This is a genomic window from Xanthomonas sp., assembly GCF_017163755.1.
Lineage (GTDB): Bacteria > Pseudomonadota > Gammaproteobacteria > Xanthomonadales > Xanthomonadaceae > Xanthomonas_A.
In genome coordinates this window covers 1-26,896 of record NZ_JAFIWC010000047.1, presented here as the reverse complement: position 1 = coordinate 26,896, position 26,896 = coordinate 1, and the positions used below count along the sequence as shown (strand labels likewise).

Here is a 26,896-nt window from a genome sequence, read left to right as displayed (position 1 = left end):
CCGTCATCCCGCCCCGCCACCGCGCGCAAGCGTGCATCGCGTCACTCGCACTGCCCGAACTGGCGCATCGTGGAGCCCACGCTCAGCCCCATGCTGACGCCCGAACAGGTCGCCGCCGCCAACGCCGCCGATCTTGCCCGCCAGCAGCGCGCCCCGCGCCGCCCGCGCCCGCCGCAGCAATGCACCATCGGCGGCGGCCCGGGCACCCACGGCGCGGCCGTGCCTGCGGTGCGCCTGTCCGGCCGCTGGCTGGAAGAGCTGGGCTTTGCCATCGGCCAGAAGGTGCACGTGCGCGTGCGCCACGGCGAACTGGTGGTGAGCGTGGCCACCGCCGACTGAATCGGCGGCCCTGCGTCTGTCGCAACCCCCGCATCCGGCCAGCCGCCATAGCGGCGGCCGCATGCGACGGCTATCCCGGGAGGTTTCGCCATGCCCTGTATGCACCTGTCCCTCATCCACGTCCCGCTGCGTGCCCTGCCCGTGGCGACCGCCCCGAGCGCTGCCGCGCCCGTCATGGAGGACTGCTGAGATGGCCGCCGATTCAATTGCCTTCGGCATCACCCTGGACCAGTTCGACGCGCTCGACCGCTTGGTCCGCACCATCGCCGCCCATGGCGACATGATCGCTACCGCCGCAGGCGCGCGCCTGGATGCACAGACCTTGCCTGCGCTTGGCGACGCCATCTACGACGCGGCCCGCGCCGTGCGCGGCATCCTCGATCAGGTGGGCGAGCAGCGGCTGGCAGGGGCTGCAGTGGGAACACGGGCGCCGGCAGAAAGGCCCGGTTGAGCTGAATACGTCGCGCCATTGCAGTGCAAGCTACTCGTGGCTCGCGGCGCGGCTTCACTCAAGCGCCAGTGTCCTGCACTGTGCAGTTGTAGCGCGTCGGTTGTACCAGCAATGACTATTGCTGAAACTTGGCTTGGGGATGCATCATCGGGCAGATCACGCGTCGGAAGCACCACGACACGCAGGGAGGGGCTGTTGGTCCGCGAGCCAGGCCCGCTTTGCTGGTAGATCGCTGGCCTAGCAGCTCAATCAAGCCGAATCCGCTTTGCGGGCAGGCATGATTCAGGCGATACCCTGACGATGCGTTCAAGCCGAACCCGCTTCGTACGTGCCCCACAGGGCAGGAAGATCTTGCCATGTGGTCCGCTCCACCACGCCGGTCGGCTTGGCTTGGGTGCCAGCTAACCGGACATTCGCGCGCAACCTTGGGGAGAATCGAATGAAGACGCCCGCATGGTTCACAGTGGTCGCCGTCCTGGCCTTGCTCTGGAATCTGCTCGGTTGTATTGCGCTCTTTTCCGATCTGCGCCTTTCGCCAGACGACCTGGCCAAACTGCCCGAGGCGCAGCAGGCGCTCTACGCCGCTCGTCCGGTTTGGGCCGTGGCAGCTTCCGGGATAGCGGTGTTCGGCGGTGTTCTGGGCTCCATCGGCTTGCTCTTGCGCAGGAAGTGGGCTTTCCCCGTCTTCGTCCTGTCCCTGCTTGGCATCCTCATCCAGGATCTTGCCCTCTTCGTGCTCGCCGACGGCGCGAGCTTGGCGGGCCCTGTTGCGGTCGTCATGCAGGCGGTAGTGCTGGCCATTGGCCTCGGCCTGGTCCTGCTCAGCCGCAAATGGACTGCGCGCGGTTGGCTGATATAGCGGGGCCAGTCAACGATCCGTTCGACCCGATACCGCTTCGCGGTGCGGATCAACCCAGGCATCAGTCCGAGCGGAACATGCACGCAATCGCACTCACGTTCCTGATCCTCCTAGCAGGCTCCAGCGGCAGCGCCTCGGCTACGGACCGATGGCACCAGCTGGCCGATGAAGGTAGGCGCCTGACCTCCACCTTCCAGGGCATCGCCTGGGAGCAACGCATGCTGCCGATCCACAACGGCTTTTGGCCCGACGTCTATCGAGCCTGCGCACCCCAGGCGCGCCAAGCCGGCATCGACAGCTTTCGCGCCGTCGCGGTCATCGACGGCACCGGCACCATCAAGGAGTACCTGATCAACCCCAGCACCCCGCATCTGGCTTGCTTTTCCAAACAGATGGTAGGCCGCAAATATCCTGCACCCCCGAGCTCCCCGTTCTATGAGGTCTACACCATTGAGGTGGTTTCACCATGACCGATCCCGGGCTTGGTACGCATGCGCGCCGAGGCTGCGCCGCCGCGCGACTCGACACGGATAAGAGGCGTCATGGGGAGCATCATGGACTCTGATGTAGCGCGATTCGCGATCTTCGTTGCCGTCTCGCTGGTCGTCTTTGTGGCGCTGCTGCGATTTGTCACCCGCCGCCGTACGATCCAACCGCGCGCCGCTGCAATTGCCGGTGTCGCTGCGGTGGTAGTGGTGGGTGGCATGGCCTTCGCGAAGTACGGCAACAATGCGGGCCTGCCGTGGTGGATCTACTATACGGTTCCCGCCCTGGCCACGCTTCTAGTGCCCCCAGCGACCTTTGGCTTCAACGGCCGGGAATTGGCGCAATACCTTGTCCTGGCGCTCCTCTCGTCGCCGGCGATTCACGTTGCTTTCTCGCTGTTCCTCGGCTGGCACGAGTACATGCCCTTTCTCCCGGTGCCGTCGCTCAAGCAGTTGCTGGCATAGCGTGGGCCTGGCATTTCGCAATTCCTCCAAGCTGGCACCGCGATACGGCGTGCGAGTCACCCTCACTAGGAGCAGAAGTGACTGAGCTAAGAATCAGACGGCCAAAGCGCCTTTGGGTCGCGGCACTCATGAACGTCTTGGTTGGCATCACCAGCCTGGCGGCGGTGATCTTTATCGCCACTTCCTCCCGGGTTCCCGATGCGCTGCGCATTGGTGTGGGCACTGGTGCTCTTGCCGCCACCACCGCCGGATTCCTGGTGGTGGCCTCCGTGCTCGCGCTTCTTGGAAAGCCCCGCTGGCGCCTGCTCATGCTGGCTGCTGCGCTGGCGTTCTATGGAAGTGTGCTCGCGCAAAACGCCCACATCCTCAGCCAAGTCCAGGATAGTGTGGTGCCTGCAAGCAAGCTGACAGCCAGTATCGTACGAAGTGGACTGGAGATCGCAATCAATCTGTGGGCTCTGCTCAGCGCAAGAACCCGCCGATACTTCAGCGGCGCGTCGGCTGTCCCATGACAACTACTCGGACCGGCACGACTTGGCTGGGGTACTCATTACCGGCTTGGACGTTACCGGAGAAGGTCCATGTCTGATAGACGATCCAGTCCGTTAGAGACTTGGCAGCCGAATGACGATTGCAGAGCTAGAGGCGCTCGTCACCAAGCAGCTTGCAGGCTGCTCTCCTGAGCAGCAGGCCGCCTTTGCCACCTATCGAGTCCCGTTCTACCTTTGGATGACTTGACGGTGGTCCGAATTTTTGGAGATCCGCTGGAGGGTACGGAGCCAGGGCTCGGCGAATGGCTGGCGGTTGGTTTCCAGCTTCCAGATCAGTGCTGCGCAGAGCTGATCCGCTACAAGGACAGTCCGCGGCCATTTGGCTATACCTCCGACTCGATAGTTCCGCCTCGATTGAGCCGTCGCTGTCTTCTGTACTCCGTATCGTAGGCTTGTCAGGAGATTCACTCGCATGGGCGGCTTGGGGCGGCCGGCATCCCGGTTTCAGGCATCTTCGCAATTGCGACGCATTCTCATGTAAGATCCCGCCCCGGATACTCATCGGGGCCGGGCGCGACGCCCGCCCATGCCGGGCTTCGCCCCAGGGGACGTCACTTGTTGATTCAGCACTCGACTCGCGCGCGGATGCCGCCGCGCACCGCTCTCTCGCTGGGCCTGCTGCTCGCGTCCTTCGGCGCACAGGCGCAGGAGGCCGTGCAGCCGGATCCCGACACGGCGGCGCAGGCCCCCGACCCGCGCGATCGCCCCGCGGACGCAGACGTCCAGCAACTGAATACGGTGCTGGTGCAAGGCGAACGCCCCAGCCTCCAACTCGATCAGACCGCGGCCGCCGGCGCGTTGGGCGCGAAACGGCTGCTCGACACGCCGTTCTCGGTGACGGTGGTCGGCCAGGAAGAGATCGCCAAGCGCCAGGCCACCACGCTGGGACAGGTCTTCATCAACGATCCGGCGGTGTTCGCCGCCGAGCCGTCGGCGAGCACCAACTGGTGGGGCACGCAGATCCGCGGCATCGGGGTGCAGAACCATTACGTCGATGGCGTGCCGATGCTGATGGAATGGGGCGGGCAGTTCCCGCTGGAGGCCGTGGAGTCGGTGCAGGCGCTGAAGGGCCTGGGCGGCTTCATGTACGGGTTCGGATCGCCGGGCGGCATCATCAGCTACCGGACCAAGCGCCCCACCGATGCGCCGCTGCTGGCGACCACGGTGGGCTATCGCAACGACAGCGTGTTCTCCGCGCAGGTCGATGCGGGTGGGCGGCTGAACGGTCCGCAGTCCCTGGGCTATCGGCTCAACGCCGCCGTCGAGAACGGCGATGCCTACAACGGCGCCGGCATCGACCGGAAGATGGTGTCCCTGGCGGTCGACCACGCGATCGGCGAGCGGCTGACCTGGCACGCGGAACTCGTCCACGAAGACAACACGCTCAAGCACGAGCCGTTGTATTTCTATTGGAGCGCGTACCAGGGCGACCGCCTGCCCGACCCCACCTATGCGTACCAGAACTTCAGGGTGGGCAACTCGTCGTACACCTCCCGCACGCTGCACGCCACGACCGGCCTGAAATGGCGCATCAACGACACGTGGAATGCGGACCTGACGGTGGGCAAGAGCCGCAGGGAACACGAATCGGACAAGATGTTCGCCAACCTGCTGAACGAAGCCGGCGACTACGCGGGATACGTCTACGACTTCGCGGCCGTGCTGCGCAGCAGCGTTGTCCAGCTCGTCGTCACCGGCAACCTCACCACCGGCCCCATCGAGCACGAGCTGGTGTTCGGGGCATCCCAGCAGCGCACCTGGGACCAGTGGAGCAATGAGTTCTACTACAGCCATGATTTCGACGGCAACCTCTACCAGCGCCAGCGCTTCCTGTCGGCGCATACGCCGGACTACCGTATGGCGCCGGTCAGTGCGGACCTGCGGCAGAAGGCGCTGTTCGTCAGCGACACGCTGCATTTTGGCGAACGGTGGCAAGCCATCCTCGGCGCACGCCACGTGGACTACGAACAGCGCGACCTGGACGGCGACCCTGACGTGGACAGCCGCTATACCACCTCCGTGGTGACGCCTACGGTGGCGCTGATCTACAAGCCCGTGGACGCGCTTTCGCTCTACGGCAGCTATGTGGAGTCGTTGGAGCCGGGAACGCGGGTCGGCACCGATGCCACGCCCGCGTACGCCAACGCCGGCGAGATCCTCGATCCGACGACCAGCAAGCAATACGAAGTCGGCGCCAAGTACCAGACGGGGAAAGCCGGCCTGACCGCCGCGGTGTTCCGGGTGGAGCGCGCGGCGCAGATCGATCAGCTGCGCGACGGCCTGCGCTATCTGACCCAGGACGGCATGACCTTGTACCGGGGGCTGGAGCTCAGCGGCAGCCTGGCGGTCACCGACCGCCTCGACCTGGGCCTGGGCGGCCTGTGGCTGGACGCGAGCCTGGAGGATCTTTCCCCGGGCAACGCGGCGCTGCAGGGCAATCGTCCCGCCGGCGCCCCGCGCCGCCAGCTGCTGGCCAACGCCGAGTACCGCCCCGCGGCCGTGAACGGCCTGAGCCTGCACGGCAACGTCCGTTACTCCGGCGATGCCTACTACGAAGACCAGAACCGCATCCTGATCCCCGGCCGCACCGTGGCGAACGCCGGCTTCCAGTACGCCATGACGCTCGGGGGGCGTGCCGCGGTGGTGACCGGGAACATCAACAACCTGTTCAACCGCAAGTATTGGAACCTCAACACCATGGGCGAGGAAATCAACGGCTCTCTGGATCTGCGCATCGAATGGTGAGCGTGTGTCTGGGTCAGAGTGCACTTCTGTCCACGTTGGGCGCCTAGAAGTGCACTGCCCCCGATTCGTCGAACCCGCTTCGCGGGTCGGCTTGACTCAGGGCGTTAGACTCGCATGAACCCCTGGTCGTTCCTCCAGCAGCGCAGCGGGACGCCCACGCTGTGGGCTCGGAGACGGCTCGCACCAAGCTTGGCATCTCCATCAGGTGGATAAACAAGCTGGTAGGCACCGTAGTGGCACCCGTGGGCCGGAAGGCAAGCCCAGCTGAGTCGAACAAGCCGGCTGCATCAGCTCGCGTGGCTACTGATTCCTTCGGCTACCGCAGATGCGCGTCTTTCCTGTCCGATGGCACGACTCTGCAGCAGCGGGATCTGGCGCATCAAGCGATCCAAGAGAACCAAGCGAACAATGAGGCACGACTATCCCGACGGCTGGTCAAGGACCATAGAAGATCTGGTCAACGACGGCGCTCCGCATTCCGGGCAGGAACTGGAGTGGGCGCGGGCGTACGAACGGGACCTGCTGAAGAAGGCCGGGGCGCGCTTCCCCGTGGCGGGCGACATCTACCAGGCGCTGCGGGATGTCGAGGTCACCTGCATGACGCATTGGCATGCGCCGGTCACCGGTGGCGAGCAGGCGGTGCTGCCTGCCGGTACCAAGATCAGGGCGAGGTTGGACGCCTCTTCCGACCCCGAGCCCATCGGCATCTATGCCGAAACGCTGGATGCCGAGCCGCCGGAAGCGGCGCTCGTCCCGGAGCCCGACCGCCGGCACGACGCGTACGCCGGCTACAGCCTCTTCGTGAGCACGGCCCAGCTCAACATGGATTTCGTCCGGCTGCCGCGCGAAGCGTCCTGAGCGTTGGATCGATGGCGCGAACTCCCCAGAAAGGCGTCAGCGTTATGGCAAGCGGCGCAGTAGTTTTGGAGAACACTCGGCCGCTTCTCCATGCTCGGCGCCTTGCAGGTATATTCTGATTCGGTTTCCGTCGCCGCCGCGTGCTCGGCATCCGCATGCCGCCGCAGTTCGACTTGACGTTGGGGGTATACGCATGGGCAACGAGCCGGCAGCCAAAGTCCTGTTTCGCGTCCCGGACGGCGAGGGCGGCGCCATGGTCGAAACGCTTTGGGCGATCTCGCTGGGAGACGATCTCTACAAGCTGGACAACTCGCCTTTCTATGCATACGGCGTCTCTTGGCAGGACACCGTCCTTGCGCCGCTCGATCCGCAAGAAGGCCTGCCCACGTTCCAGTCGGTCGTCGCGAAGTCTGGCAACCGCACGGTACGGCTCATCTTTGATCCGCCGGTTTCGCCGGGCAACGCGTCGGATCAGGTGCTTCAAGGTCTGGTCGCGCTCGGCTGCGACTATGAAGGCGCCAATCCTGGCTACATGTCGATCAATATCCCGCCCGACGTGGATCTGCAGATGGTTCGCGCGCACCTCGCCCGCCATGCCGCGCAGTGGGAGCACGCAGATCCGACGTACGAATCGCTGTACCCGAACGAGACCTAGAAGCCGCTAGAGCGATCTGTTGCATCTAGCCACTCAGACCTGCCCCCCGGAGATGCTGCAATGAACGTTGGTGCCAGATGGGCCATGGCCCTGGTATGCCTCGCATTTCCGTTCAAGTCGAACGCGACGTTCTCGCTAGCGGCCTGCGCCGCGGACGGGTCGTGCGGCGTGGCGGTCGCCACCAACAACCTGGCGGTCGGCGCGAGCGTGATCTATGCCAAGGCCGGGGTCGGCGCCCTGGCGACCCAGTACGAAACCAATCCCGCCTACGGCCCGCGAGGGCTCGAGCTGCTCGCCTCCGGGTTGCCGCCTGCGGACGTCATGGCCGAGTTGCTGGCCAAGGACGGGAACTTCGACGGCACCACGATCGCCGCACGCCAGGTCGGCATCGTCGCTGCCGCGGGCGCTTCGGCGGCCTACACGGGCGAAGAGGCGGCGGCCTCGCCATGGGCGGGCGCGCGGCATGGCACCGGCTACGCGGTCCAGGGCAACGGCCTGGCCTCCGAGCGCGTACTGGCCGCGATGGAAGCGGCCTTCCTTGCATGCCGCGGGACGTTGGCCAACTGCCTGATGGCCGGCCTGGACGCCGGCGAGCAGGCGGGCGGCCAGACCACCGGACGGTTGTCGGCGGCCCTGCTGGTCAGGACGCCCGGAGGCGGGTGGGAGGATATCGACCTTCGGGTCGATGCGTCGGCGTCCCCGGTCCCGGACCTGCGCCGGTTGGTGGACCGCTACTACGCGCACCAGGCGATGCTCAAGGCCGAGCGCCTGGCCAATCGCGGAAAGCCCGCCGAGGCCAAGACGGCGCTTGCCGAGGCGCTGCACCTGGGCTGGCAATGGGACCGCATCTGGCGCCGCGCCGCCCGGCTGTCGATGAAGCTCGGCGAGCCCGAAGCGGCGCTCGGCCAGCTCGGCGTTTTCGCCGCCGAGAACCCGACCTGGGCGCGGATCGAACTGCAGGATCCGATCTATCGGCCGCTGCGGGAGAACGCGCTCTTCAAGTCCTGGGCTGGTGCGTTAGGTGATGAAAAGTGATGGCTAGCAGTAACGAGCTACTCAGCGTCTCAAACGAGGTCAGGTTGGACGTGCGCGTAGTGGCTAACACAGTTCAGCGCTTATACATTGCGCCACGAGCGAACTCATATCCAATGAGTGTGAGTTGCGTAGACATCGCCTCAAATTGTGCACTCGTAGTGGTGCGCTACGCCGAAATTGCCATAGTCTAAGAAGTATTTAATTCCACGGACGTTTAACTACAAGGAAGGACCAAAATGGCCAGGCTTTTCGTAGTGGTGGGCGATGCGCTCGACGGTGGAGGCTCGGTAGTCTCAGGATCGCCATTTACCGATGTTGATGGCAGGTCAGTTGCTCGCATCGGCGATAAAGCCGTATGTGCACGACACGGCATGACAGTGATTGCTACTGGTGACCCTACGATCGTGATTGATGGCCAGCCAGTCGCTCGACAAGGAGACAGTTGTGCTTGTGGATGCAAGTTAATCTCAGCTCAACAAGGCAGTGCTTTTGTGGAGCAAGGGCCTGGCCGCGGCTCTCCCAGCAGCGAAGCCAGTGGCGGCACGCTTTCGTCAGGACTAGCGGGAACTTCTGGTAAACCTAAGAATCTTCCCGGCGATTCCTCGCAATACGACGAGGGCTTGCGTTTTCTCAGCGTTTCCGGAAAGCCTCTGTCAGGAGCGCACTACAGGCTGCAACTAGACAATGGCACCAGCCTGGAAGGAACCACTAATCAAGCCGGGGAAACTGGTCGCATTGAGACATCAACTCCCGCAAAGATTACAAGAGCCGCATTGAAAGCTGGCGACGCAGAAGCGTGCTGCTCCCTCCAAGCGCAGAGTGAGCCGGATACGCATGAATTCCAGATAGATGGAGTGATTACAAACAATGAAGATCTAGGGACATCTATCGTTGATGTAAAGGCCGAAGGGCATGAGCGTGGTTTGACCCAGGGTGAAGTTGAGATCGCGAGACTGGTGTTCAACGACTCTATAGATTACTCAAAAGTCAAGATACACAATCACGGGTGGTGGCTGTTCTTTGGATTTCAAGATAAGAACACGGCGGTAACTCCCAATGGGGAAATGTACTTTCCTGGAAGCCATTACAAGGAAGACTACTCCAAAGAAAGCATCGCACAGCAACATTGGTTCCTACACGAGATGACCCATGTCTGGCAGCATCAACTTGGCTATTCGGTAATTCTGGTGCGTGGGCCGCGCCCTGGCATGAGCTATGATTATGTTCCGGAAGTTGGGAAGAAGCTCTGCGATTACAATATGGAAAAACAGGGGAATATTTTGGCCGACTACTTTGTTTCTGCATTTAGAGGAGCTCCAGAAGAGTCCACGATCGCCACTTCGATCGCTCCCGCCAATGTGCTTCCGGCACTCCAATCTCTATTGGTGGATTTCTTCGCTGATCCAGCCAACAAACGCAACCTCCCCAACACCAAGAAGTAGGCCAAGACGATGAACTGGGCTAGCCTCGCATTTCTTTTGCTTCTACCTTCAATCGGATCCTGCTCACCTCCGCCCCAACATCAAGATGCCGTGGTGTCTTCTGTGGATGGATCGCCCTGCTTCAGCTTTTCCAAAGAAGTGGAAAACAACGCATCCTCGGTCATCAGTGCCTTGACCATCTACGAGCGGAAAGAAGGACGAGCGGTAGAACTATGGAAGCACGTCTACCCGCGTGGCGACCTTCCTGGAAAGCTGCTGCCCGCCGACGAATGCATCGCCTACGACCGGATTGCCTTTCCGGATGCCCCACTGCTCGCATCCGGACGACCCTACAACGTCGTGATGACAGCCGCCGTGGAGCGCGACGGAAAATTGAGCCGGCGGTGGTACGAGGGCAACTTTTGCATGATCGACGCCTCGGGGAAGCCGGTTCCGCACCAGGTCCTGTGGGACAAGCGTCGAAAGCGGTGGGCCTGGGATCAGTGTGGCCTGCCGGCTGGCCAGTAATCGGCGAGATGGCCCGGTTGCACGGCAGATCCAGCGTGCTTTGACGCTGCCGATTTGAGCGAGCGGCAACCTCGCCGTTCATCCTCGCCGCCCGCTCGGCTCGGGATCTGTAATAAAAAGGTTAGGCGCGCGCCGCGCACGCGCGCCCCGCGCGTAGCGCCCGGGATGTTGGCGCGGCGTCAATGCCGCCGACACGCGGTATTCGCAAGCTTGATGCTTAGGTAGCCGCCTCAGGCATCGTTGCGGAGTCGCGTATGAGTGCAGTCAGGGTAGGAACGCTCCTGCATCCCCGTAGCCGGGACACGGGGCAGGACAGGGGCCTGCATGGCCGCGCCGCGCCGCGCCCCGCGCGCCGCCACGGCTTGCGCCACGCGCCGCGCGCCGCGGCAGGGCAGGAGTGAGCGCCATGCGGATCTGCCTGTTGCACGAGGACGGCGTCAGCGAACTGGATGGGCTGCAGGCGCGCTGCGCCGCGGCGCGCGAGGCCGGCTGCGACTACGCCTTGATCGCGCCGCCGTTCGCGCGCGACAGCGAGCACCGCCTGCTGGAGCCGCCCAGCGGCGACGACGAACAGGCGCAGCGCCTGCGCGAGCGGGTGCAGGCCGCGCAGCAGGCGGGGCTGAAGCTGCTGATCGACGTGCGCCTGGACGAGATCGGCGGCGCCAGCCGGGTGGCGCAGGACAACCCGCACTGGTTCCGCGCGCGTAGCTCGACGGTGCCCGACCCACGCACGCCGCGCGCCACCGCCGACGTGGCCCAGGCGCGCTTCGTCTACGCGCAGGAAGGCGCGGCGCTGGTGCAATGGTGGGGCGCGCGCCTGCTGGAATGGGCCGCGCTGGGCGTGGCCGGCTTCCGCATCCTGCAGCCGCAGCAGGTGCCGGCGCAGCGCTGGCGCGAGCTGATCGCGCGGGTGCATGCCGAGGCGCCGGGCACGTTGTTCGCGGCGTGGACCCCGGGCGTGGGCCGCGAGGGCCTGCACGAACTGGCCGGCGCCGGTTTCGACGCGGCGTTCTCGTCGCTGGCGTGGTGGGACGGCCAGGCCGGCTGGTTCTTCGACGAGGACGCGGCGCTGCGCTCGCTGGCGCAGCGCGTGGTCGCGGTGGTCGACGCCGACGAAGGCGCCGCGCCGCCGCGGCCCGGGCACTGGACGTTGGCGCTGGCGCTGGGCAACGCCTGGCTGGTCGAGGAGCGGCAGCTGGATGCGGTGCCGCGCAGCGTGCGCGAGACCGCCGCCGCCGCCGATCCCGGCCAGGCCGAGGTCGGCGTGCGCATGCGGCCGCTGCTGCGCGAGGCCACCGGGCTGACCGCGCTGGCGATCGAGCCGGTGGCCGGGACCGCGTCGCTGGCGCTGATCAACAGCAATGCCGACCACGTGGCGCCGGTGCCGGCGACCGACCTGCTGCGCCTGCTCGGCGATGCCGAGGCGCTGATCGGCGAGGACGGGCAGGTGCTGTCCGGCACCACGCTGGAAGCGCTGGACCCGGGCGAGGTGCGCGTCTACCGCGGCGTGCCGGCGCGCCACGTGCTCACCGTGCCGCGGATGCGCCCGCGCGCGGTGGCCGCGGCCACCTGGCCGCGGGTGTGCATCGAATCGGTGACCCCGGCGGTGGACAACGGCCGCTTTCCGGTCAAGCGCACGGTCGGCGACCGCATCTGCGTGGAGGCCGACGCGTTCTGCGACGGCCACGACCGCATCGCGGTGGCGGTGCTGTGGCGCGCGGCCGACGCCCGCGACTGGTCCAGCGCGCCGATGCGCGCGCTGGGCAACGACCGCTGGCGCGCCGAGTTCCCGCTGGAGCGCATCGGCACCTATGAGTTCCGCATCGAGGCCTGGCGCGACGTGTTCGCCACGCTGCACGCGGACCTGGAAAAGAAGCGCGCCGCCGACAGCGTGCTGCCGGTGGACGTGCAGGAAGCCGTGGCGCTGGTCGAGCGCGCGCAGGCGCGCAGCCAGGGCGCGCTGGGCGAGCGCCTGCAGGCGCTGCTGGCGCGCATCAATGAGCATGCCGACCCGCTGCAGCGGCTGGCCGTGGTGCTGGAGCCGGACACCGCGCAGGCGATGGCGCTGGCCGACGACAAGCCGTTCCGGACCGAGTACCCGGTGGCCTTCCGCATCGAGTCCGAGCGCCGCGCGGCGCATTTCGCCAGCTGGTACGAACTGTTCCCGCGCTCGCAGAGCCCGGACCCGCAGCGCCACGGCACCTTCGACGACGTCGTCGGCCGGCTGCCGCACATCCGCGCGATGGGCTTCGACGTGCTGTACATGCCGCCGATCCACCCGATCGGGCACAAGAACCGCAAGGGCCGCAACAACGCGGTCAACGCGGCCGAAGGCGAGCCGGGCAGCCCCTACGCGATCGGCGCGCCCGATGGCGGCCACACCGAGGTGCACGCCGAGCTCGGCGGGCTGGACGGGTTCCGCCGGCTGCTGCGCGCCGCGCGCGGGCAGGGCCTGGAAGTGGCGCTGGACTTCGCGATCCAGTGCGCGCCCGACCACCCGTGGCTGCGCGACCACCCGGACTGGTTCACCTGGCGCGCCGACGGCTCCATCCCCTACGCCGAGAACCCGCCGAAGAAGTACCAGGACATCGTCAACGTCGACTTCTACGCCAGCGGCGCGGTACCGGACCTGTGGAACGCGCTGCGCGACGCGGTGCTGTTCTGGGTCGCCGAGGGCGTGACCCTGTTCCGCGTGGACAACCCGCACACCAAGCCGTTCCCGTTCTGGGAGTGGCTGATCGCCGACGTGCGCGGGCGCCGCCCGGACGTGGTGTTCCTGTCGGAGGCCTTCACCCGGCGGAAGATGATGTACCGCCTGGCCAAGTGCGGCTTCTCCCAGTCCTACACCTACTTCACCTGGCGCAACCACAAGGCCGAACTGCAGGCCTACGTGGAAGAGCTCAACCAGGGCGTGCCGCGCGAGTGCTTCCGCCCGCACTTCTTCGTCAACACGCCGGACATCAATCCGCTGTTCCTGCAGACCAGCGGCCGCAACGGGCACCTGATCCGCGCCGCGCTGGCCACCACGCTGTCGGGGCTGTGGGGCATGTACCAGGGCTTCGAGCTGTGCGAGGCCACGCCGCTGGCGCCGGGCAAGGAGGAATACCTGGATTCGGAGAAGTACCAGCTGCGCAGCTGGCCCGAGCGCGCACCCGGCGACATCGTCGACGAGATCACCCGGCTCAACCAGCTGCGCCGCCTGCATCCGGAACTGCAGTCGCACCTGGGCACGCGCTTCTACCTGGCGCACAACGACCAGGTGCTGTACTTCGGCAAGTTCCTCGATCCCGGCTACCTGTCGCGCAGCCGCAGCATGGTGCTGGTGGCGGTCAACCTGGATCCGCACGCGCCGCAGGAAGCGGACGTGGAGATCCCGTTGTGGGAGCTGGGCCTGCCCGACCACGCGGCGGTGGCGGCGGAGGACCTGTGGGACGGGCACCGCTTCCACTGGCACGGAAAATTCCAGCGCATCCGCCTCGAGGCTGCGCGGCCCTTCGCGATATGGCGCATCCGCGCCGGAGACCATGCATGAATGCGGTTCGCTCCCCCACGCCCGAGGCGGAGACATCCGCCGTCGTGGCCGACGCGCTCTGGTACAAGGACGCGATCATCTACCAAGTGCACGTCAAGTCGTTCTTCGATTCCAACGACGACGGCATCGGCGACTTCCCCGGGCTGATCTCCAAGCTGGACTACATCGCCGAACTGGGCGTGGACACGATCTGGCTGCTGCCGTTCTATCCCAGCCCGCGCCGCGACGACGGCTACGACATCGCCGAGTACATGGCGGTGCATCCGGACTACGGCAGCATCGCCGACTTCCAGCGCTTCGTCGAACAGGCGCACGCGCGCGGCATCCGCGTGGTCACCGAGCTGGTGATCAACCACACCTCCGACCAGCATGGGTGGTTCCAGCGCGCGCGCAACGCGCCGGCCGGCTCGCCCGAGCGCGCCTTCTACGTGTGGTCGGACACCGACCAGGAATACGCCGGCACCCGCATCATCTTCTGCGACACCGAGAAGTCCAACTGGACCTGGGATCCGGTCGCCGGGCAGTACTTCTGGCACCGTTTCTATTCGCACCAGCCGGACCTGAACTTCGACAACCCGGCGGTGCTCGAAGCGGTGCTGGAGGTGATGCGCTTCTGGCTGGACCTGGGCGTGGACGGGCTGCGCCTGGACGCGGTGCCGTACCTGATCGAGCGCTCGGGCACCTCCAACGAGAACCTGCCCGAGACCCACGCGATCCTGCGCCGCATCCGCGCCACGCTGGACGCCGAATATCCCGACCGCATGCTGCTGGCCGAGGCCAACATGTGGCCGGAGGACACCCAGCAGTACTTCGGCGCCAACGCCGACGAATGCCACATGGCGTTCCACTTCCCGCTGATGCCGCGCATGTACATGGCCATCGCGCGTGAGGACCGTTTCCCGATCACCGACATCATGCGGCAGACCCCGGAGATCCCGGAAACCTGCCAGTGGGCGATCTTCCTGCGCAACCACGACGAGCTGACCCTGGAGATGGTCACCGATTCGGAGCGCGACTACCTGTGGCAGACCTACGCCTCGGACCGCCGCGCACGCATCAACCTGGGCATCCGCCGGCGCCTGGCGCCGCTGCTGGAGCGCGACCGCCGCCGCATCGAACTGATGACCTCGTTGCTGCTGACCATGCCCGGCACGCCGGTGCTGTACTACGGCGACGAGATCGGCATGGGCGACAACATCCACCTGGGCGACCGCGACGGCGTGCGCACGCCGATGCAGTGGTCGATCGACCGCAACGGCGGCTTCTCGCGCGCCGACCCGGCCGCGCTGGTGCTGCCGCCGATCATGGACCCGCTGTACGGCTTCCAGGCGGTCAACGTCGAGGCGCAGATGCGCGACCAGCATTCGCTGCTGACCTGGAACCGGCGCGTGCTCAGCGTGCGCAAGCGCTACCACGCCTTCGGCCGCGGTTCGCTGCGCTTCCTGTACCCGGGCAACCGCCGCATGCTCGCCTACCTGCGCTGCCACCAGGACGAGATCGTGCTGTGCGTGGCCAACCTGTCGCACACGCTGCAGGCGGTGGAGCTGGACCTGTGCGAGTTCGAGGGCCGCGTGCCGGTGGACATCATCGGCGGCGGCAGCTTCCCGCCGATCGGGCGGCTCACCTACCTGCTCACGGTGCCGGCGTTCGGCTTCTACGCGTTCCAGTTGGTCAGCGAGGGCGCCATGCCCGACTGGCACGTGCCCAGCCCGGTGCCGCTGCCGGACTACCGCACCCTGGTGCTGCGCAGCGGCGCCGACGAGGCCAGCGCGCTGCTGCCGCACCTGCCGACGCTGGAGCGCGAGATCCTGCCCACCTGGCTGTCCACGCGGCGCTGGTTCTCGGCCAAGGACCAGCCGGTCAAGCGCGTGCGCGTGTCGCGGCGCACGCCGTTGCCGGGTGACGAACCGATGACCCTGCTGGAACTGGACGTGGAGCTGGAGGACGGCCACCACGAGTGCTACATGCTGCCGGTGGGCATCGTCTGGGAGCGCGAGCAGCCCAGCACGCTGGCCGAGCAGCTGGCCCTGGCGCGGGTGCGGCAGGGCCGCGAGGTCGGCTACCTGACCGACGCGTTCGCGCTGAAGGCGATGGTGCGCGGGGTGATCGCCGCGCTGCGCCAGAACGCGGCGCTGGATTTCCAGGACGGCGCCGACGCCCCGCCGCAGGGGCAGATCCGCTTCGAGGCCACGGCGGCGCTGGCGCCGGTGGAGATCGCCGACGATCCGGAGGTGCGCTGGCTGTCGGCCGAGCAGAGCAACAGTTCGCTGGTGGTCGCCGACAAGGCGGTGTTCAAGCTGCTGCGGCACGTGGCTTCCGGGGTCAACCCGGAGATCGAGATCGGCCGCCGCCTGACCGAGATGGGCTACGCCAACGCCGCGCCGCTGCTGGGCAGCGTCAGCCGCGTCGATGCCGAGGGCAAGGTCACCACCATCGCGCTGCTGCAGGGCTTCGTGCGCAACCAGGGCGACGCCTGGCGCTGGACCCTGGACCACCTGGCGCGCAGCTTCGACGAGTTCGCCACCGCGCAGGACGACGAGGCGCGCGTCGAGAGCGTGGCCGGCTACGACGCCTTCGCCCAGGTGGTGGGCAAGCGCCTGGCCGAGCTGCACGAGGCGCTGTCGCGGCCCACCGACGATGCCGATTTCGCCCCGCAGCAGATCGAGCCGGCCACCGCCGAAACGGTGGTGGACGCGGTGGCGCGGCAGGTGGACGAGATGTGGGAGACGGTCGCGGCGCGGCTGCAGGCCAGCGAGGACGCCGCCGAGCGCGGCGTGCTGGAGGGGCTGCTGGCCGAGCGCGCGCGACTGGACGCACTGCTGGCGCGCGCGCCGGATGCGCTCGCCGGTTCGCTGCTGACCCGCGTGCACGGCGACTTCCACCTGGGCCAGATCCTGGTGGCGTTCGACGATGTGGTGCTGATCGACTTCGAGGGCGAGCCGGCCAAGCCGCTGGCCGAGCGCCGCGTCAAGGCCAGCCCGCTGCGCGACGTGGCCGGCTTCCTGCGCTCGCTCGACTACGCCAGCGTGGTCTCCGCGCGCGGCGAGGAAGGCACCGCCGCGCGCTCGGGCGTGGGCGTGGATGCGCACCTGGACGAATTCCTCGTACAGTTCCGCCGCCGCGCCACCGCCGCGTTCCTCGGCGCGTATCGCCAGGTGCTCGACGCCAGCGCGCATCCGTGGATCGCGCCGGCGGCGTTCGACGCGGCGACCTTGTTGTTCCTGGTGGAAAAGGCCTGCTACGAGGTGCGCTACGAAGCGGCCAACCGTCCGACATGGCTGATGGTGCCCATCCAGGGCCTGCTGCGCATCCTGCAGGACCCGCACGCCGATGCAGGGGATGCATGACATGACTGGAGCGATGACTGCTGTGATGAATCGATGGGACGCCGGCGCGGTACGCGCCCTGGTCGAAGCGCGCCACGGCGATCCGTTCGCGCTGCTCGGCGCGCAACCGGTGGACGGCGGGCGCCTGCTGCGCAGCTACCAGCCCGGCGCCAGCGCGGTGAGCGCGGTGCTCGAGGACGGGCACGAGATCGCACTGGAGCCGGGCCCGGAGCCGGGCCTGTTCGCCGCGCTGCTGCCGGCCGCCGGCGGCTACCGGCTGCGCATCCACTGGCCCGGTGGCGTGCAGGAAACCGCCGACCCGTACGCGTTCGGGCCGCTGCTGAGCGACTTCGACCTGTACCTGATCGCCGAGGGCCATCACCTGCAGCTGGCCGATGCGCTGGGCGCCAACGCGATGGAGATCGACGGCGTGCGCGGCACCCGCTTCGCGGTGTGGGCGCCCAACGCCTCGCGCGTGGCGGTGATCGGCGACTTCAACAGCTGGGACGCGCGCCGCCATCCGATGCGGCTGCGCCACCAGGCCGGGGTCTGGGAAATCTTCGTTCCCGACGTCGGGCCCGGCGCGCACTACAAGTACGCGCTGCGCGGGCCGCACGGCCAGGAGCTGCCGGCCAAGGCCGATCCGGTGGCGCGCCGCGCCGAACTGGCGCCGGGCACCGCGTCGATCGTCGCCGACCCGACGCCGTATGCGTGGAACGACGACGGCTGGATGGCCACGCGCGCGCGGCGCCAGGCCAGCGACGCGCCGATGAGCATCTACGAGATCCATGCCGGCTCCTGGCTGCGCGAGGAAGGCGTGGACCTGGACTGGGACGGCCTGGCCGAGCGGCTGATCCCGTACGTGGCCGACATGGGCTTCACCCACGTGGAGCTGCTGCCGGTCACCGAGCACCCGTTCGGCGGCTCGTGGGGCTACCAGCCGCTGGGGCTGTTCGCGCCGACCGCGCGCTTCGGCGCGCCGGACGGCTTCGCCCGCTTCGTCGACCGCTGCCACCGCGAAGGCATCGGCGTCATCGTCGACTGGGTGCCGGCGCATTTCCCCACCGACGCGCACGGGCTGGCGCATTTCGACGGCACCGCGCTGTACGAGCACGCCGACCCGCGCGAAGGCTTCCACCGCGACTGGAACACGCTGATCTACAACCACGGCCGGCGCGAAGTGTCCGGCTTCCTGATCGCCAGCGCGCTGGAGTTCCTGCAGCGCTACCACGTCGACGGGCTGCGCGTGGATGCGGTGGCGTCGATGCTGTACCGCGACTACAGCCGCAATGCCGGCGAATGGGTGCCCAACATCCACGGTGGCCGCGAGAACTACGAGACCATCGCGTTCCTGCGCCGGCTCAACCAGGTGGTGCGCGAGCACGCGCCGGGCGCGGTCACCATCGCCGAGGAATCCACCGCCTGGCCCGGCGTCACCGCCGACGTGGCGCACGGCGGCCTGGGCTTCCACTACAAGTGGAACATGGGCTGGATGCACGACACGCTGCACTACATCGCGCTGGACCCGATCTACCGCCGCTACCACCATGGCGAGCTGACCTTCAGCATGGTCTACGCGTACTCGGAGCGCTTCGTGCTGCCGATCTCGCACGACGAAGTGGTGCACGGCAAGGGCTCGCTGCTCGGGCGCATGCCCGGCGACGAGTGGCAGCGCTTCGCCAACCTGCGCGCCTACCTGGGCTTCATGTTCACCCATCCGGGACGCAAGCTGCTGTTCATGGGCTGCGAGATCGGCCAGCCGAGCGAGTGGAACCACGATGCCGGCATCCCCTGGCACCTGCTCGACGCGCCGGCGCATCGCGGCATCCAGCGCATGGTGCGCGACCTCAACCGGCTGTACACCGAGCGCGCCGCGCTGCACGCGCACGACGACGATCCGTCCGGCTTTTCCTGGGTGGTCGGCGATGCCGCCGGGCAGAGCGTGCTGGCCTATCTGCGCAAGGGTGGCGCCGGCGATGCGCCGCTGCTGGTGGTCATCAACTTCACCCCGATGGTGTACCGCGACTACCGCATCGGCGTGCCGCACGCCGGGCTGTGGCGCGAGCTGTTCAACAGCGACGCGGAGTGCTACGGCGGCTCCAACGTCGGCAACGGCGGCGCGGTGATGGCCGAGCCGCAGGCGCTGCACGGCCAGCCGGCGTCGCTGCCGCTGGTGCTGCCGCCGCTGGGCGTGCTGGTGCTGGCGGCGCAGGACTGACGCCGCGCGTGGGACCACGCGCGCAAGGCTGTGCGCATGGTCCTCTCACTGCAGCGCTCGCGCCGCCGAGCGCAAATTCGCCGCGGCGGCGCAAGGCGGCGTCGCCGCGCTGGCGGCCGAGGACGCCGGACGCCACGAACCGCGCGTCGTCCACGAGCCGCGTGACCGGCACCGCCGGTCGGCGCGGCTTATTCGCTTGCCGTATCTGCTGATGCCCGATCGCCATGGCGATCGGGTGCCGGGCTAACTACGGTTTTACATCCGCGGCGCGCGAAGCGGGCACAAAGGACGCTGCATTCGGCAGGCGCGAGGTGGCATATGCGGATCACGATCATCGGCGCAGGATTCTGCGGCAACGTGCTGGCGGCCGCGCTCGCGGCGCAGGCGACGGCACCGACCACCTTGGCCCTGGTCGGCGTGGCCGAGACCTTCGGCCGCGGCATCGCCTACGGCGCGGCGCGGCCGGAACACCTGTTGAACGTGCGCGCCAAGGACTTGGGCGTGGACCCTGCCGATCCGGGCGGCTTCGCCGATGCGTTGCAGCTGGACACCGCGCGGCGCCTGCAGTTCCTGCCGCGGCTGGCCTACGGCCGCTACCTCGAGCGCCACCTGGAAACCGCGCTGGCCGCGTCGGCGGTCGGCGTGGAGCGCATCGGCCAGGAAGCGGTCGCGGTGGAACGCGGCCCGGACGGCTTCCGCATCTTCCTGGCCAACGGCGAGGACATCGCCAGCGACGTGGTGGTGCTGGCGATCGGCGCGCTGCCGCCGCAGGCGCTGCCCGGGATCGGGCCGCGCCTGGCGGTGCACCCGCGCTACATCGGCTGGCCCTGGCAGGACGGCGTGCTGGACGAGGTGCCGCCGCAGGCGCGGCTGCTGCTGGTGGGCACCGGGCTGACCATGGCCGACGTGGCGCTGACCCTGCGCCGGCGCGGGCATCGCGGGCCGATCACCGCGCTGTCGCGGCGCGGGCTGCCGCCGCAGGCGCACCTGGCCGCGCCGGGCGCGCCGGTCACCCTGCCGCCCAGCGTGACCCAGGCGCTGCGGACGCATCGCCTGGCCGACCTGCTGCGCAGCCTGCGCCAGCTGACCACGGTGGTGGACGACTGGCGCTGCGTGGTGGACGCGCTGCGCCCGCACCTGCAACCGTTCTGGCAGGGCCTGGACGCCGCCTCGCGTGCGCGCTTCCTTCGCCACCTGCGCCCGTACTGGGAATCGGCGCGGCACCGCCTGGCGCCGGAGGCCGCCGCGGCGCTGGCGCAGATGCAACGCCAGGGGCAGTTGCGGATCCAGGCCGCCCGCCTGCTGCGCGCCCGCCTCGGCGACACCGCGGTGGAAGCGGTGATCCGCGAACGCGGGCAGGCCGGCGCGCGCACCGAAGCATTCGACGTGCTGATCCGCGCCACCGGGCTGGATACCGACGTGGACCGCACCAGCCATCCGCTGGTCGCCACGATGCGCGATGCGGGCCTGCTGCAGCCCGACCCGCTGGGCCTGGGCCTGGTCGCCGATGCGAACTTCCAGTTGCGCGACGGCGCCGGGCATCCGGTGCCGGGCCTGTACTGCCTGGGCCCGCTGCTGCGCGGGCGGCTGTGGGAAATCACCGCGGTGCCGGAACTGCGCAGCGCGGCGCACCAGCTGGCCGCGCAACTGGCCGCCGACGCCCGCGGGCAGGCCGGCGGCGGGCGCGATGCGCGCGCGCCGCCGGCCGAGAAGCGGGCGGTGTAGCGGCGGGCGCGCCTGCGCGCCGTTGCGGGCGGTTTTCGATGGTGGCGCGATGCCCGGCACGGTCGTCGCGTGCCCGACGTGGCATGCGCGTGTCCGCATTGCGCGTGTCCGGCATCGCACCGCCTGCGCGTGCGACAGTGCGGCGAGATCCGCGCGGCCCGTCCGCTCCGGCATTCGGGCATAGTGCGCGCCACGCCGAACGCCCAGGGGACCAGGCATGCATTACAGGATTGCGCTGGCCGCGCTGTGGCTGGCGGCGACCGCGTTTCCGGCGGCCGCCGCCAGCCGCTGCTACGGCAGCGTCGGCAACGGACGCATCGACGGCTCGGTGCGGTTGCCGCTGGCCGGGTCCAACTTCAGCGCCTACAGCCGGGAGGCGGTCGCCGCCGGCCGCACCCACGTGCATGCCACGGTCGCGGCGATCGTCGCCGATGCCTACGCCGCGCTGCAGCGCGAACGCCCGCAGACCCACTACGTCTATGGCGAGACCGGTGCGCTGTCCGGCGGTCCGTTCGCGCCGCATCGCACCCATCAGAACGGCCTGTCGGTGGATTTCTTCGTGCCGGTGCTGGACCGCGCCGGACGTTCGCGGACGCTGCCGTCCACGGCGTCCAACCGCTACGGCTACGACATCGAGTTCGATGCCGATGCGCGCTACGGCGACTACCGCGTCGATTTCCCCGCGCTGGCCGAGCATCTGTACCAGCTGCAGCGCGCGGCGAGCGCGCACGACGCCGGCATCGCCCTGGTGATCTTCGACCGCGCGTGGCTGCCGCGCCTGTTCGCGACGCCGCGCGGGCCGGCACTGCGCCGGCAGTTGCGTTTCCTGCCGGGCACGCCGTGGGTGCGCCACGACGAGCACTACCATGTCGACTTCGCGATCGCCTGCCAGCCGCTCGCCGCGGCGAAGCGGACGCGCTAGCGGCGTCGCTGGGCAGACAGGGTGCGACCGCGGTGGCGCGAAAGGTGGACAATGGCGCGCGGGTGATTTCTCATGTCGCCGGAAGCCGGCACGGCCTCGACGTGGCTGTTCCGCGCGGTGCGGATGCAATGTGTGACCGCTGCCGCGTTTCGGTTCCACGCTGCGTCTACAGGGGATTGCATGCACCAGCGCCACGAAGGGCCGCCCGACGATCCGTCCGGCGACGCCTACGCCAGCCAGTTGCGGACCGGGTTCGCCCGGCTGCGCTTCGCCGCGCCGCTGGAGCGGGCCTACCGGATCCAGACCGCGTCCACGCTGGGCTTCGCGCAACGCGTGGCGGCGTCGCTCGGCGTGCTGATCGGGTTGGCGCTGCTGGCGCTGGACGCCTTCTATTTCGGCTGGAACGGCGCCGGGACCTCGCGCTACGCGGTGCTGGCGCGCATCGCCACGGTGCTGGCGCTGGTGCTGGTGGCCGTGTCGATCCACCGCGCGCGCAGCCACGGCCCCGGGCGCGCGGCCCTGCTGCTGCTGGTCGGCGGCACCGGGCTGGTGCTGTCGAGCATCGGCTATCCGCCGCAGGAACTGCACTACGCCGCGGCGGTGATGGCGCTGGTGATCATCGCCGGCTTCTTCCCGCTGGGACTGGCGCTGTGGCAGAGCGTGGCGGTGGCGCTGGCGCTGTGCGCGGTCAGCGCCGCGGCCGGGCACTGGCTGCTGGACGGCGCCGCGCAGGCCGCGCACCTGCGCCTGCAATGGCTGCTGTGGGTGGCGGTGCCGATCGGCGCGGCCGGCGGCTACCTGCGCGAACACTCGCGCCGCGAGGGCTTCCTGCAGCGCCGAGTGCGCGACGACGAGGCGCTGCGCGATGGCCTCACCGGGCTCGGCGACCGCCGCCGTTTCGACGAGCACCTCGCGGTGGCGCTGACCCAGGCGCGACGCCTGCAGCGCGGCCTGGCGCTGCTGCTGGTCGAACTGGACGCGTTCCCGGCGTTCGCGCAGCGCTACGGCCGGCGCGAGGCCGACCGCGCGGTGATGGACGTGGCCGAGGTCATGCAGTGCCTGCTGCGGCCGATGGACGTGGCGATGCGCATCGCGCCGGACCGTTTCGCGCTGGTGCTGTACGACGCCGGCGGCGCGCACCTGCGCCAGACCGCGCCGGCGCTGCGCGATATGGTCGAGATGATGAGCATCGAACATGCGGCCTCGCCGGTCGCCGCGCACCTGAGCATCAGCGTCGGCGCGCTGCTGAACCCGCCGGGCGACGGCGCGGCGACGTTGATGCGGCGCGCCGAAGAACTGCTGCAGCAAGCGCGCGAGCAAGGCGGCAACCGCGTGGTGCTGGCCGAGGACACCGGCTGGTAGCGACGCGGCGCGCGGTTGCGGTGCGTCGCGATCTCGGCGGCGGCCAGCGTCAGAGCGTGCCGCGCTGCACGAACGGCGCCTGCTGGTACAGCCGGCGCTCGCCGCCGCGCGGATCCAGCGCCAGCCGGGTGTCGCGGTCGAACAGCAGCGTCTCGCGCCGCGCCAGCGAGTACGGCGCCCACGCCGGGATGCCGCGATGGTTGGGGTCGCCATGGCGGGCGAAGGCGAGCAGCGCCTCGCTCATCGCGTCGGCCACGCGCTGCGCGTCGGCGCCGGCGCCGGTGCGCGAACCGGGCTGGCGGACGTTGTCGAACAACAGCGGGATGTCCAGGCCATGGAACGCGCCGAACTTGCCGCCGTCCAGCGGCGAACCCCAGTCCAACTGGTAGGCCCAGGTCGGCGCGCCCTGCCGCGCGCGCGCCTCGGCCTCCTCGATCGCGCCGCGCCACGAGCGGCCGGCGGTGGTCGCGGCGAAGAACACCTCCGACGGCGTGTAGTGCGGGTATAGCCGGCGGTACTCGGCGATCACCACCTGCGGCAGCAGGTCCACGTACTGCTCCTGTTCCAGCCTGGCCGGCAGCGTGTCCCAGGTCAGGGCGAAGTTGGCCGGGTCGTTGCCGAGGAAGGCGCGGGTCTCGTCGTGGGTGTTGCCGATCACCATCGGGATGCGCGCCGACTGCGGCGGCGCGTCGGGCCAGAACGGGTGCCGGTGCAGCACCTGCGCATCCAGCACCGGGCCCAGGTACAGCGACGTGTTCTCCACCCGCGACGGATCGCGGGTGCGGGTGGCCTCGAGCAGGCGCTGCATCGGCAGCGTGCGCAGTGCTGGCAGTTGCGCCGCGTCCAGCTGCAGCGCCTGCAGCAGCAGCTGCGCGCGCTGCGTGGCCGCGCGCGGGCCGGCGGCGGTGACCTGCTGGCCGCTCATCGTCCAGGCGCGGTGGAACAGGCCCTGCGCGGCCGGCATCGCCATCAGCGTGGCGATCTTGGCACCGCCGCCGGACTGGCCGAACACGGTCACGTTGCCGGCATCGCCGCCGAACTCGGCCGCATGCTGGCGCACCCACTGGAGCGCCTGCACCAGGTCGAGCTGGCCCACGTTGCCGGAAGACGCGAACGCGGCGCCGCCGAGCTGGGCCAGGTACAGGTAGCCGAAGGCGTTGAGCCGGTGGTTGACGCTGACCACCACCACGTCGCCGCGCTGGCACAGGCGCACGCCGTCGTACAGCGGGTCGCTGCCGGAGCCGTTGTTGTAGGCGCCGCCGTGGATGTAGAACAGCACCGGGCGCTTGCCGCCGTCGCGCAGCGCCGGCGTCCACACGTTGAGGAACAGGCAGTCCTCGCTGGCGTCGGCCTGCTTGAGCTGCGGCGCCGACGCGGCGTAGGCGGTGCAGTCGCGCACGCCGCGCCATGGGGTTTCCGGCAGCGCCGGCTGGAAGCGGCGCGCGGCGGTGTCGGCGCCGTAGGGAACGCCCTTGAACACCTGCACGCCCTGATCGCGGTAGCCGCGCACGCGGCCGCCACGGGTGCGCGCCAGCGGTGCGTCGGCCGCGCCTGCGGCGGGCGCGCGCGTTGCCGCGCCGGCTACCGACGGCAGCGGCGCCGCCAGCGCCAGCGCGCCCAGCGCGCCGGCCTGTAGGAACTGGCGCCGGCCGGGTGTCGCCGGCGCGGAACCGGCGTCGTTGGCGGTGGCGGTGGCGGGCGGGACGTCAGGGGCTTGGGTCATGACTGCGGATTCCGTGGCAACGATCTTGGGCGGCGGTGTCGGCGATAGGGAAAAGCGCAGGCGTCAGATGCCTGGCGAAAGCGGAAAGCAGGCATGCGTACCGGGACGGCGGCATGCTGCCGCACGTACGCCGCGCAAGGCCGGTGTCGCATGCGGTCGATGCCGGCTGCCGCGAAGGCCTGCGCTTGTGGTGGCACGCGTAGGCGGCGCAGAAATCCCACTTGGGTGCCCGCGATGCCCGCGGCCATTGCCACCACCGCGGGCCCGCACCGGCGCTGACGCATCCGCCTACGGCCTCGCCGGCGCTGGCGCCGCCGCGGCAGGCGCGGCGATCGGCGCGGCCGCGGCGAGGTCGCGCTGCAGCGCGCGCATCCAGTCCAGCGCCAGCGTCGGCCATGCCGCCACCGGCAGCCCGGCGGTGCCGCGGGTGCCGAAGCCGTGCCCGCCGCGGGCGAACAGGTGCAGCTCCGACGGCACCCCGGCGCGGCGCAGCGCCTGGTAGAACAGCAGGCTGTTCTCCACCGGCACCACGGTGTCGTCCTGCGCGTGCAGCAGGAAGGTCGGCGGCATCGCCGCATGCACGCGGTTCTGCAGCGAATAGGCGTCCATCGTGGCAGCATCGGGATGGCGGCCGAGCAGCCGCAGCCGCGATCCGGTGTGTGCCGCGGTGCCGGCGCCCATGTCGATCACCGGGTAGACCAGCAGCAGGAAGTCCGGGCGCGCGCTGAGCCGGTCGATCGCGTCGCGCGGCGGATTCACGCGCTCGTCGTAGCGGGTGCCGAGGCTGGCGGCGACATGGCCGCCGGCGGAGAACCCCAGCGCGCCGATCCGCTTCGGGTCCACGCCGAACTCGGCGGCGCGCGCACGGATCAGGCGCAGCGCGCGCTGCGCGTCGGCCAGCGGCTGGTCGCGCACCGCCGCGGTGGCGGCGTCGGCCCGGTCGGCGCCCGGCAGCCGGTAGCGCAGCACGAACAAGGTGACCCCGGCCTGCTCGGCGAATGCCGGCACCAGCGCGGTGCCTTCCTTGTCCAGCACGATGCGCGCATAGCCGCCGCCGGGGGCGACCAGCAGCGCGCTGCCGCTGGGGCGCGGCGGCCGGTACACCACGAGATAGGGCTGGCGCACGTCGGTGATGATGCGATCCGGGCGCGCCGCATCGTCGCTGCGCTCGACGATGCGTTCGCGACCTGCCGCCGCGGGCCCGGGCGCGTCGCCCGGCCACAGCGGCACCCGCGCGGCCCGCTCGGCGGCGGTCTCGGCGCCCGGGCGCTCGGCCGCGGTCGCCGGACCGCCGCCGGCCAGCGCCATCGCCAGCAAGACGCCGTGCACGGCATGCCGGCGCGTGCCGGCGGCCAGCGCCAGCATCGCCCCCACGCCGGCGCGCAACCACAAGCGCAAGCATTGGCCCGCCTGCCGGCCGGCTGCCGGCCTAGGCACGGCCACAGCGCGGGCAGGACCTGCAGACCCGGCACGCATGCGCGCCGTCGTTGCAGCGGCGAGCGCTGCCTGCCCGCGCGAATTTCCCTGGATGCGGCTCATAACCCGTACTCCCTCCACCACCGCGTGGACCTGCCTGGGCGGCGATTGCGGCGACCGTTCGCAAGTATCCGGGCAACGGGCAACGGCACCAGCAAGACAATCCGCCCCGCCGCCCAGGCAGGTCCACGCGGTGGTGGAGGGAGTACGGGTTATGAGC

20 protein-coding genes are annotated in these 26,896 nt (G+C 69.1%); 18 read left to right on the top strand and 2 right to left on the bottom strand.

The genetic code is table 11. The features are described from left to right. The 18 genes from JR065_RS20705 to JR065_RS20620 all read left to right on the top strand — a co-directional run. A partial coding sequence (locus JR065_RS20705; protein WP_241093816.1) for a SymE family type I addiction module toxin occupies positions 1-339 on the top strand: 339 nt, incomplete at its 5' end. 190 nt (positions 340-529) lie between these two features. Then, positions 530-790: a hypothetical protein gene (locus tag JR065_RS20700; RefSeq protein ID WP_206236375.1), complete on the top strand. Its 261-nt coding sequence runs from the start codon at positions 530-532 to the stop codon at positions 788-790. A 439-nt stretch (positions 791-1,229) separates the two neighbouring features. After that, a complete protein-coding gene (locus JR065_RS20695) occupies positions 1,230-1,649 on the top strand; it encodes a hypothetical protein (RefSeq protein WP_206236374.1) in 420 nt (139 codons plus the stop codon). A 77-nt stretch (positions 1,650-1,726) separates the two neighbouring features. Further along, positions 1,727-2,119 carry a hypothetical protein gene (locus JR065_RS20690; protein ID WP_206236373.1) on the top strand — a complete coding sequence of 131 codons (393 nt, stop codon included), beginning with the start codon at positions 1,727-1,729 and terminating at the stop codon, positions 2,117-2,119. Positions 2,120-2,203: 84 nt separating this feature from the next. After that, complete coding sequence (locus JR065_RS20685; protein ID WP_206236372.1) at positions 2,204-2,599, top strand: hypothetical protein; 396 nt, start codon at positions 2,204-2,206, stop codon at positions 2,597-2,599. A gap of 128 nt (positions 2,600-2,727) precedes the next feature. Continuing rightward, entirely contained in the window at positions 2,728-3,111 is a 384-nt protein-coding gene (locus tag JR065_RS20680) for a hypothetical protein (RefSeq protein WP_206236371.1), read from the top strand. 624 nt (positions 3,112-3,735) lie between these two features. After that, entirely contained in the window at positions 3,736-5,895 is a 2,160-nt protein-coding gene (locus tag JR065_RS20675; RefSeq protein ID WP_206236370.1) for a TonB-dependent siderophore receptor, read from the top strand. 408 nt (positions 5,896-6,303) lie between these two features. After that, positions 6,304-6,753 carry a hypothetical protein gene (locus JR065_RS20670; protein WP_206236369.1) on the top strand — a complete coding sequence of 150 codons (450 nt, stop codon included), beginning with the start codon at positions 6,304-6,306 and terminating at the stop codon, positions 6,751-6,753. A gap of 193 nt (positions 6,754-6,946) precedes the next feature. Next, positions 6,947-7,408 carry a DUF4265 domain-containing protein gene (locus tag JR065_RS20665; protein ID WP_206236368.1) on the top strand — a complete coding sequence of 154 codons (462 nt, stop codon included), beginning with the start codon at positions 6,947-6,949 and terminating at the stop codon, positions 7,406-7,408. Positions 7,409-7,492: 84 nt separating this feature from the next. After that, on the top strand, positions 7,493-8,443 hold the full coding sequence (locus tag JR065_RS20660) for a DUF1028 domain-containing protein (RefSeq protein WP_241093815.1): 951 nt from the start codon (positions 7,493-7,495) through the stop codon (positions 8,441-8,443). Positions 8,444-8,679: 236 nt separating this feature from the next. Further along, complete coding sequence (locus JR065_RS20655; RefSeq protein WP_206236366.1) at positions 8,680-9,885, top strand: PAAR domain-containing protein; 1,206 nt, start codon at positions 8,680-8,682, stop codon at positions 9,883-9,885. A gap of 93 nt (positions 9,886-9,978) precedes the next feature. Further along, complete coding sequence (locus tag JR065_RS20650; protein WP_206236365.1) at positions 9,979-10,392, top strand: hypothetical protein; 414 nt, start codon at positions 9,979-9,981, stop codon at positions 10,390-10,392. 406 nt (positions 10,393-10,798) lie between these two features. Next, complete coding sequence (locus JR065_RS20645; protein ID WP_206236364.1) at positions 10,799-13,924, top strand: maltotransferase domain-containing protein; 3,126 nt, start codon at positions 10,799-10,801, stop codon at positions 13,922-13,924. After that, on the top strand, positions 13,921-17,271 hold the full coding sequence (gene treS / locus JR065_RS20640) for a maltose alpha-D-glucosyltransferase (RefSeq protein WP_206236363.1): 3,351 nt from the start codon (positions 13,921-13,923) through the stop codon (positions 17,269-17,271). The genes JR065_RS20645 and treS overlap by 4 nt, the downstream gene beginning before the upstream one ends. 1 nt (position 17,272) lies before the next feature. Continuing rightward, the gene (glgB, locus tag JR065_RS20635) at positions 17,273-19,468 is read left to right on the top strand and encodes a 1,4-alpha-glucan branching protein GlgB (RefSeq protein ID WP_206236362.1); all 2,196 of its coding nucleotides are present in this window, start codon (positions 17,273-17,275) and stop codon (positions 19,466-19,468) included. A 318-nt stretch (positions 19,469-19,786) separates the two neighbouring features. Then, complete coding sequence (locus tag JR065_RS20630; RefSeq protein WP_206236361.1) at positions 19,787-21,193, top strand: FAD/NAD(P)-binding protein; 1,407 nt, start codon at positions 19,787-19,789, stop codon at positions 21,191-21,193. A 217-nt stretch (positions 21,194-21,410) separates the two neighbouring features. After that, positions 21,411-22,115, top strand: coding sequence for a penicillin-insensitive murein endopeptidase (locus JR065_RS20625; RefSeq protein WP_206236360.1), 705 nt, complete (start codon positions 21,411-21,413; stop codon positions 22,113-22,115). A gap of 180 nt (positions 22,116-22,295) precedes the next feature. Continuing rightward, on the top strand, positions 22,296-23,477 hold the full coding sequence (locus JR065_RS20620) for a diguanylate cyclase domain-containing protein (protein ID WP_206236359.1): 1,182 nt from the start codon (positions 22,296-22,298) through the stop codon (positions 23,475-23,477). A gap of 49 nt (positions 23,478-23,526) precedes the next feature. On the opposite strand, the gene JR065_RS20615 is transcribed toward JR065_RS20620, so the two are convergent. Both JR065_RS20615 and JR065_RS20610 read right to left on the bottom strand, forming a co-directional pair. After that, on the bottom strand, positions 23,527-25,200 hold the full coding sequence (locus JR065_RS20615) for a carboxylesterase/lipase family protein (protein WP_241093814.1): 1,674 nt from the start codon (positions 25,198-25,200) through the stop codon (positions 23,527-23,529). A 288-nt stretch (positions 25,201-25,488) separates the two neighbouring features. Next, positions 25,489-26,565 carry an alpha/beta hydrolase gene (locus tag JR065_RS20610; protein WP_241093817.1) on the bottom strand — a complete coding sequence of 359 codons (1,077 nt, stop codon included), beginning with the start codon at positions 26,563-26,565 and terminating at the stop codon, positions 25,489-25,491. Between the last annotated feature and the right edge of the window lie 331 nt (positions 26,566-26,896).

Bases quoted from the DNA above. Each gene is read 5' to 3' on its own strand.
- JR065_RS20670 (WP_206236369.1), top strand. From the start codon at position 6,304: ATGAGGCACGACTATCCCGACGGCTGGTCAAGGACCATAGAAGATCTG.
- JR065_RS20660 (WP_241093815.1), top strand. From the start codon at position 7,493: ATGGCCCTGGTATGCCTCGCATTTCCGTTCAAGTCGAACGCGACGTTC.
- JR065_RS20665 (WP_206236368.1), top strand. From the start codon at position 6,947: ATGGGCAACGAGCCGGCAGCCAAAGTCCTGTTTCGCGTCCCGGACGGC.
- JR065_RS20700 (WP_206236375.1), top strand. From the start codon at position 530: ATGGCCGCCGATTCAATTGCCTTCGGCATCACCCTGGACCAGTTCGAC.
- treS (WP_206236363.1), top strand. From the start codon at position 13,921: ATGAATGCGGTTCGCTCCCCCACGCCCGAGGCGGAGACATCCGCCGTC.
- JR065_RS20690 (WP_206236373.1), top strand. From the start codon at position 1,727: ATGCACGCAATCGCACTCACGTTCCTGATCCTCCTAGCAGGCTCCAGC.
- JR065_RS20645 (WP_206236364.1), top strand. From the start codon at position 10,799: ATGCGGATCTGCCTGTTGCACGAGGACGGCGTCAGCGAACTGGATGGG.
- JR065_RS20620 (WP_206236359.1), top strand. From the start codon at position 22,296: ATGCACCAGCGCCACGAAGGGCCGCCCGACGATCCGTCCGGCGACGCC.
- JR065_RS20615 (WP_241093814.1), bottom strand. From the start codon at position 25,200: ATGACCCAAGCCCCTGACGTCCCGCCCGCCACCGCCACCGCCAACGAC.
- JR065_RS20675 (WP_206236370.1), top strand. From the start codon at position 3,736: ATGCCGCCGCGCACCGCTCTCTCGCTGGGCCTGCTGCTCGCGTCCTTC.
- JR065_RS20630 (WP_206236361.1), top strand. From the start codon at position 19,787: ATGCGGATCACGATCATCGGCGCAGGATTCTGCGGCAACGTGCTGGCG.
- JR065_RS20625 (WP_206236360.1), top strand. From the start codon at position 21,411: ATGCATTACAGGATTGCGCTGGCCGCGCTGTGGCTGGCGGCGACCGCG.
- JR065_RS20610 (WP_241093817.1), bottom strand. From the start codon at position 26,565: ATGCTGGCGCTGGCCGCCGGCACGCGCCGGCATGCCGTGCACGGCGTC.
- JR065_RS20655 (WP_206236366.1), top strand. From the start codon at position 8,680: ATGGCCAGGCTTTTCGTAGTGGTGGGCGATGCGCTCGACGGTGGAGGC.
- JR065_RS20685 (WP_206236372.1), top strand. From the start codon at position 2,204: ATGGACTCTGATGTAGCGCGATTCGCGATCTTCGTTGCCGTCTCGCTG.
- JR065_RS20680 (WP_206236371.1), top strand. From the start codon at position 2,728: ATGAACGTCTTGGTTGGCATCACCAGCCTGGCGGCGGTGATCTTTATC.
- JR065_RS20695 (WP_206236374.1), top strand. From the start codon at position 1,230: ATGAAGACGCCCGCATGGTTCACAGTGGTCGCCGTCCTGGCCTTGCTC.
- glgB (WP_206236362.1), top strand. From the start codon at position 17,273: ATGACTGGAGCGATGACTGCTGTGATGAATCGATGGGACGCCGGCGCG.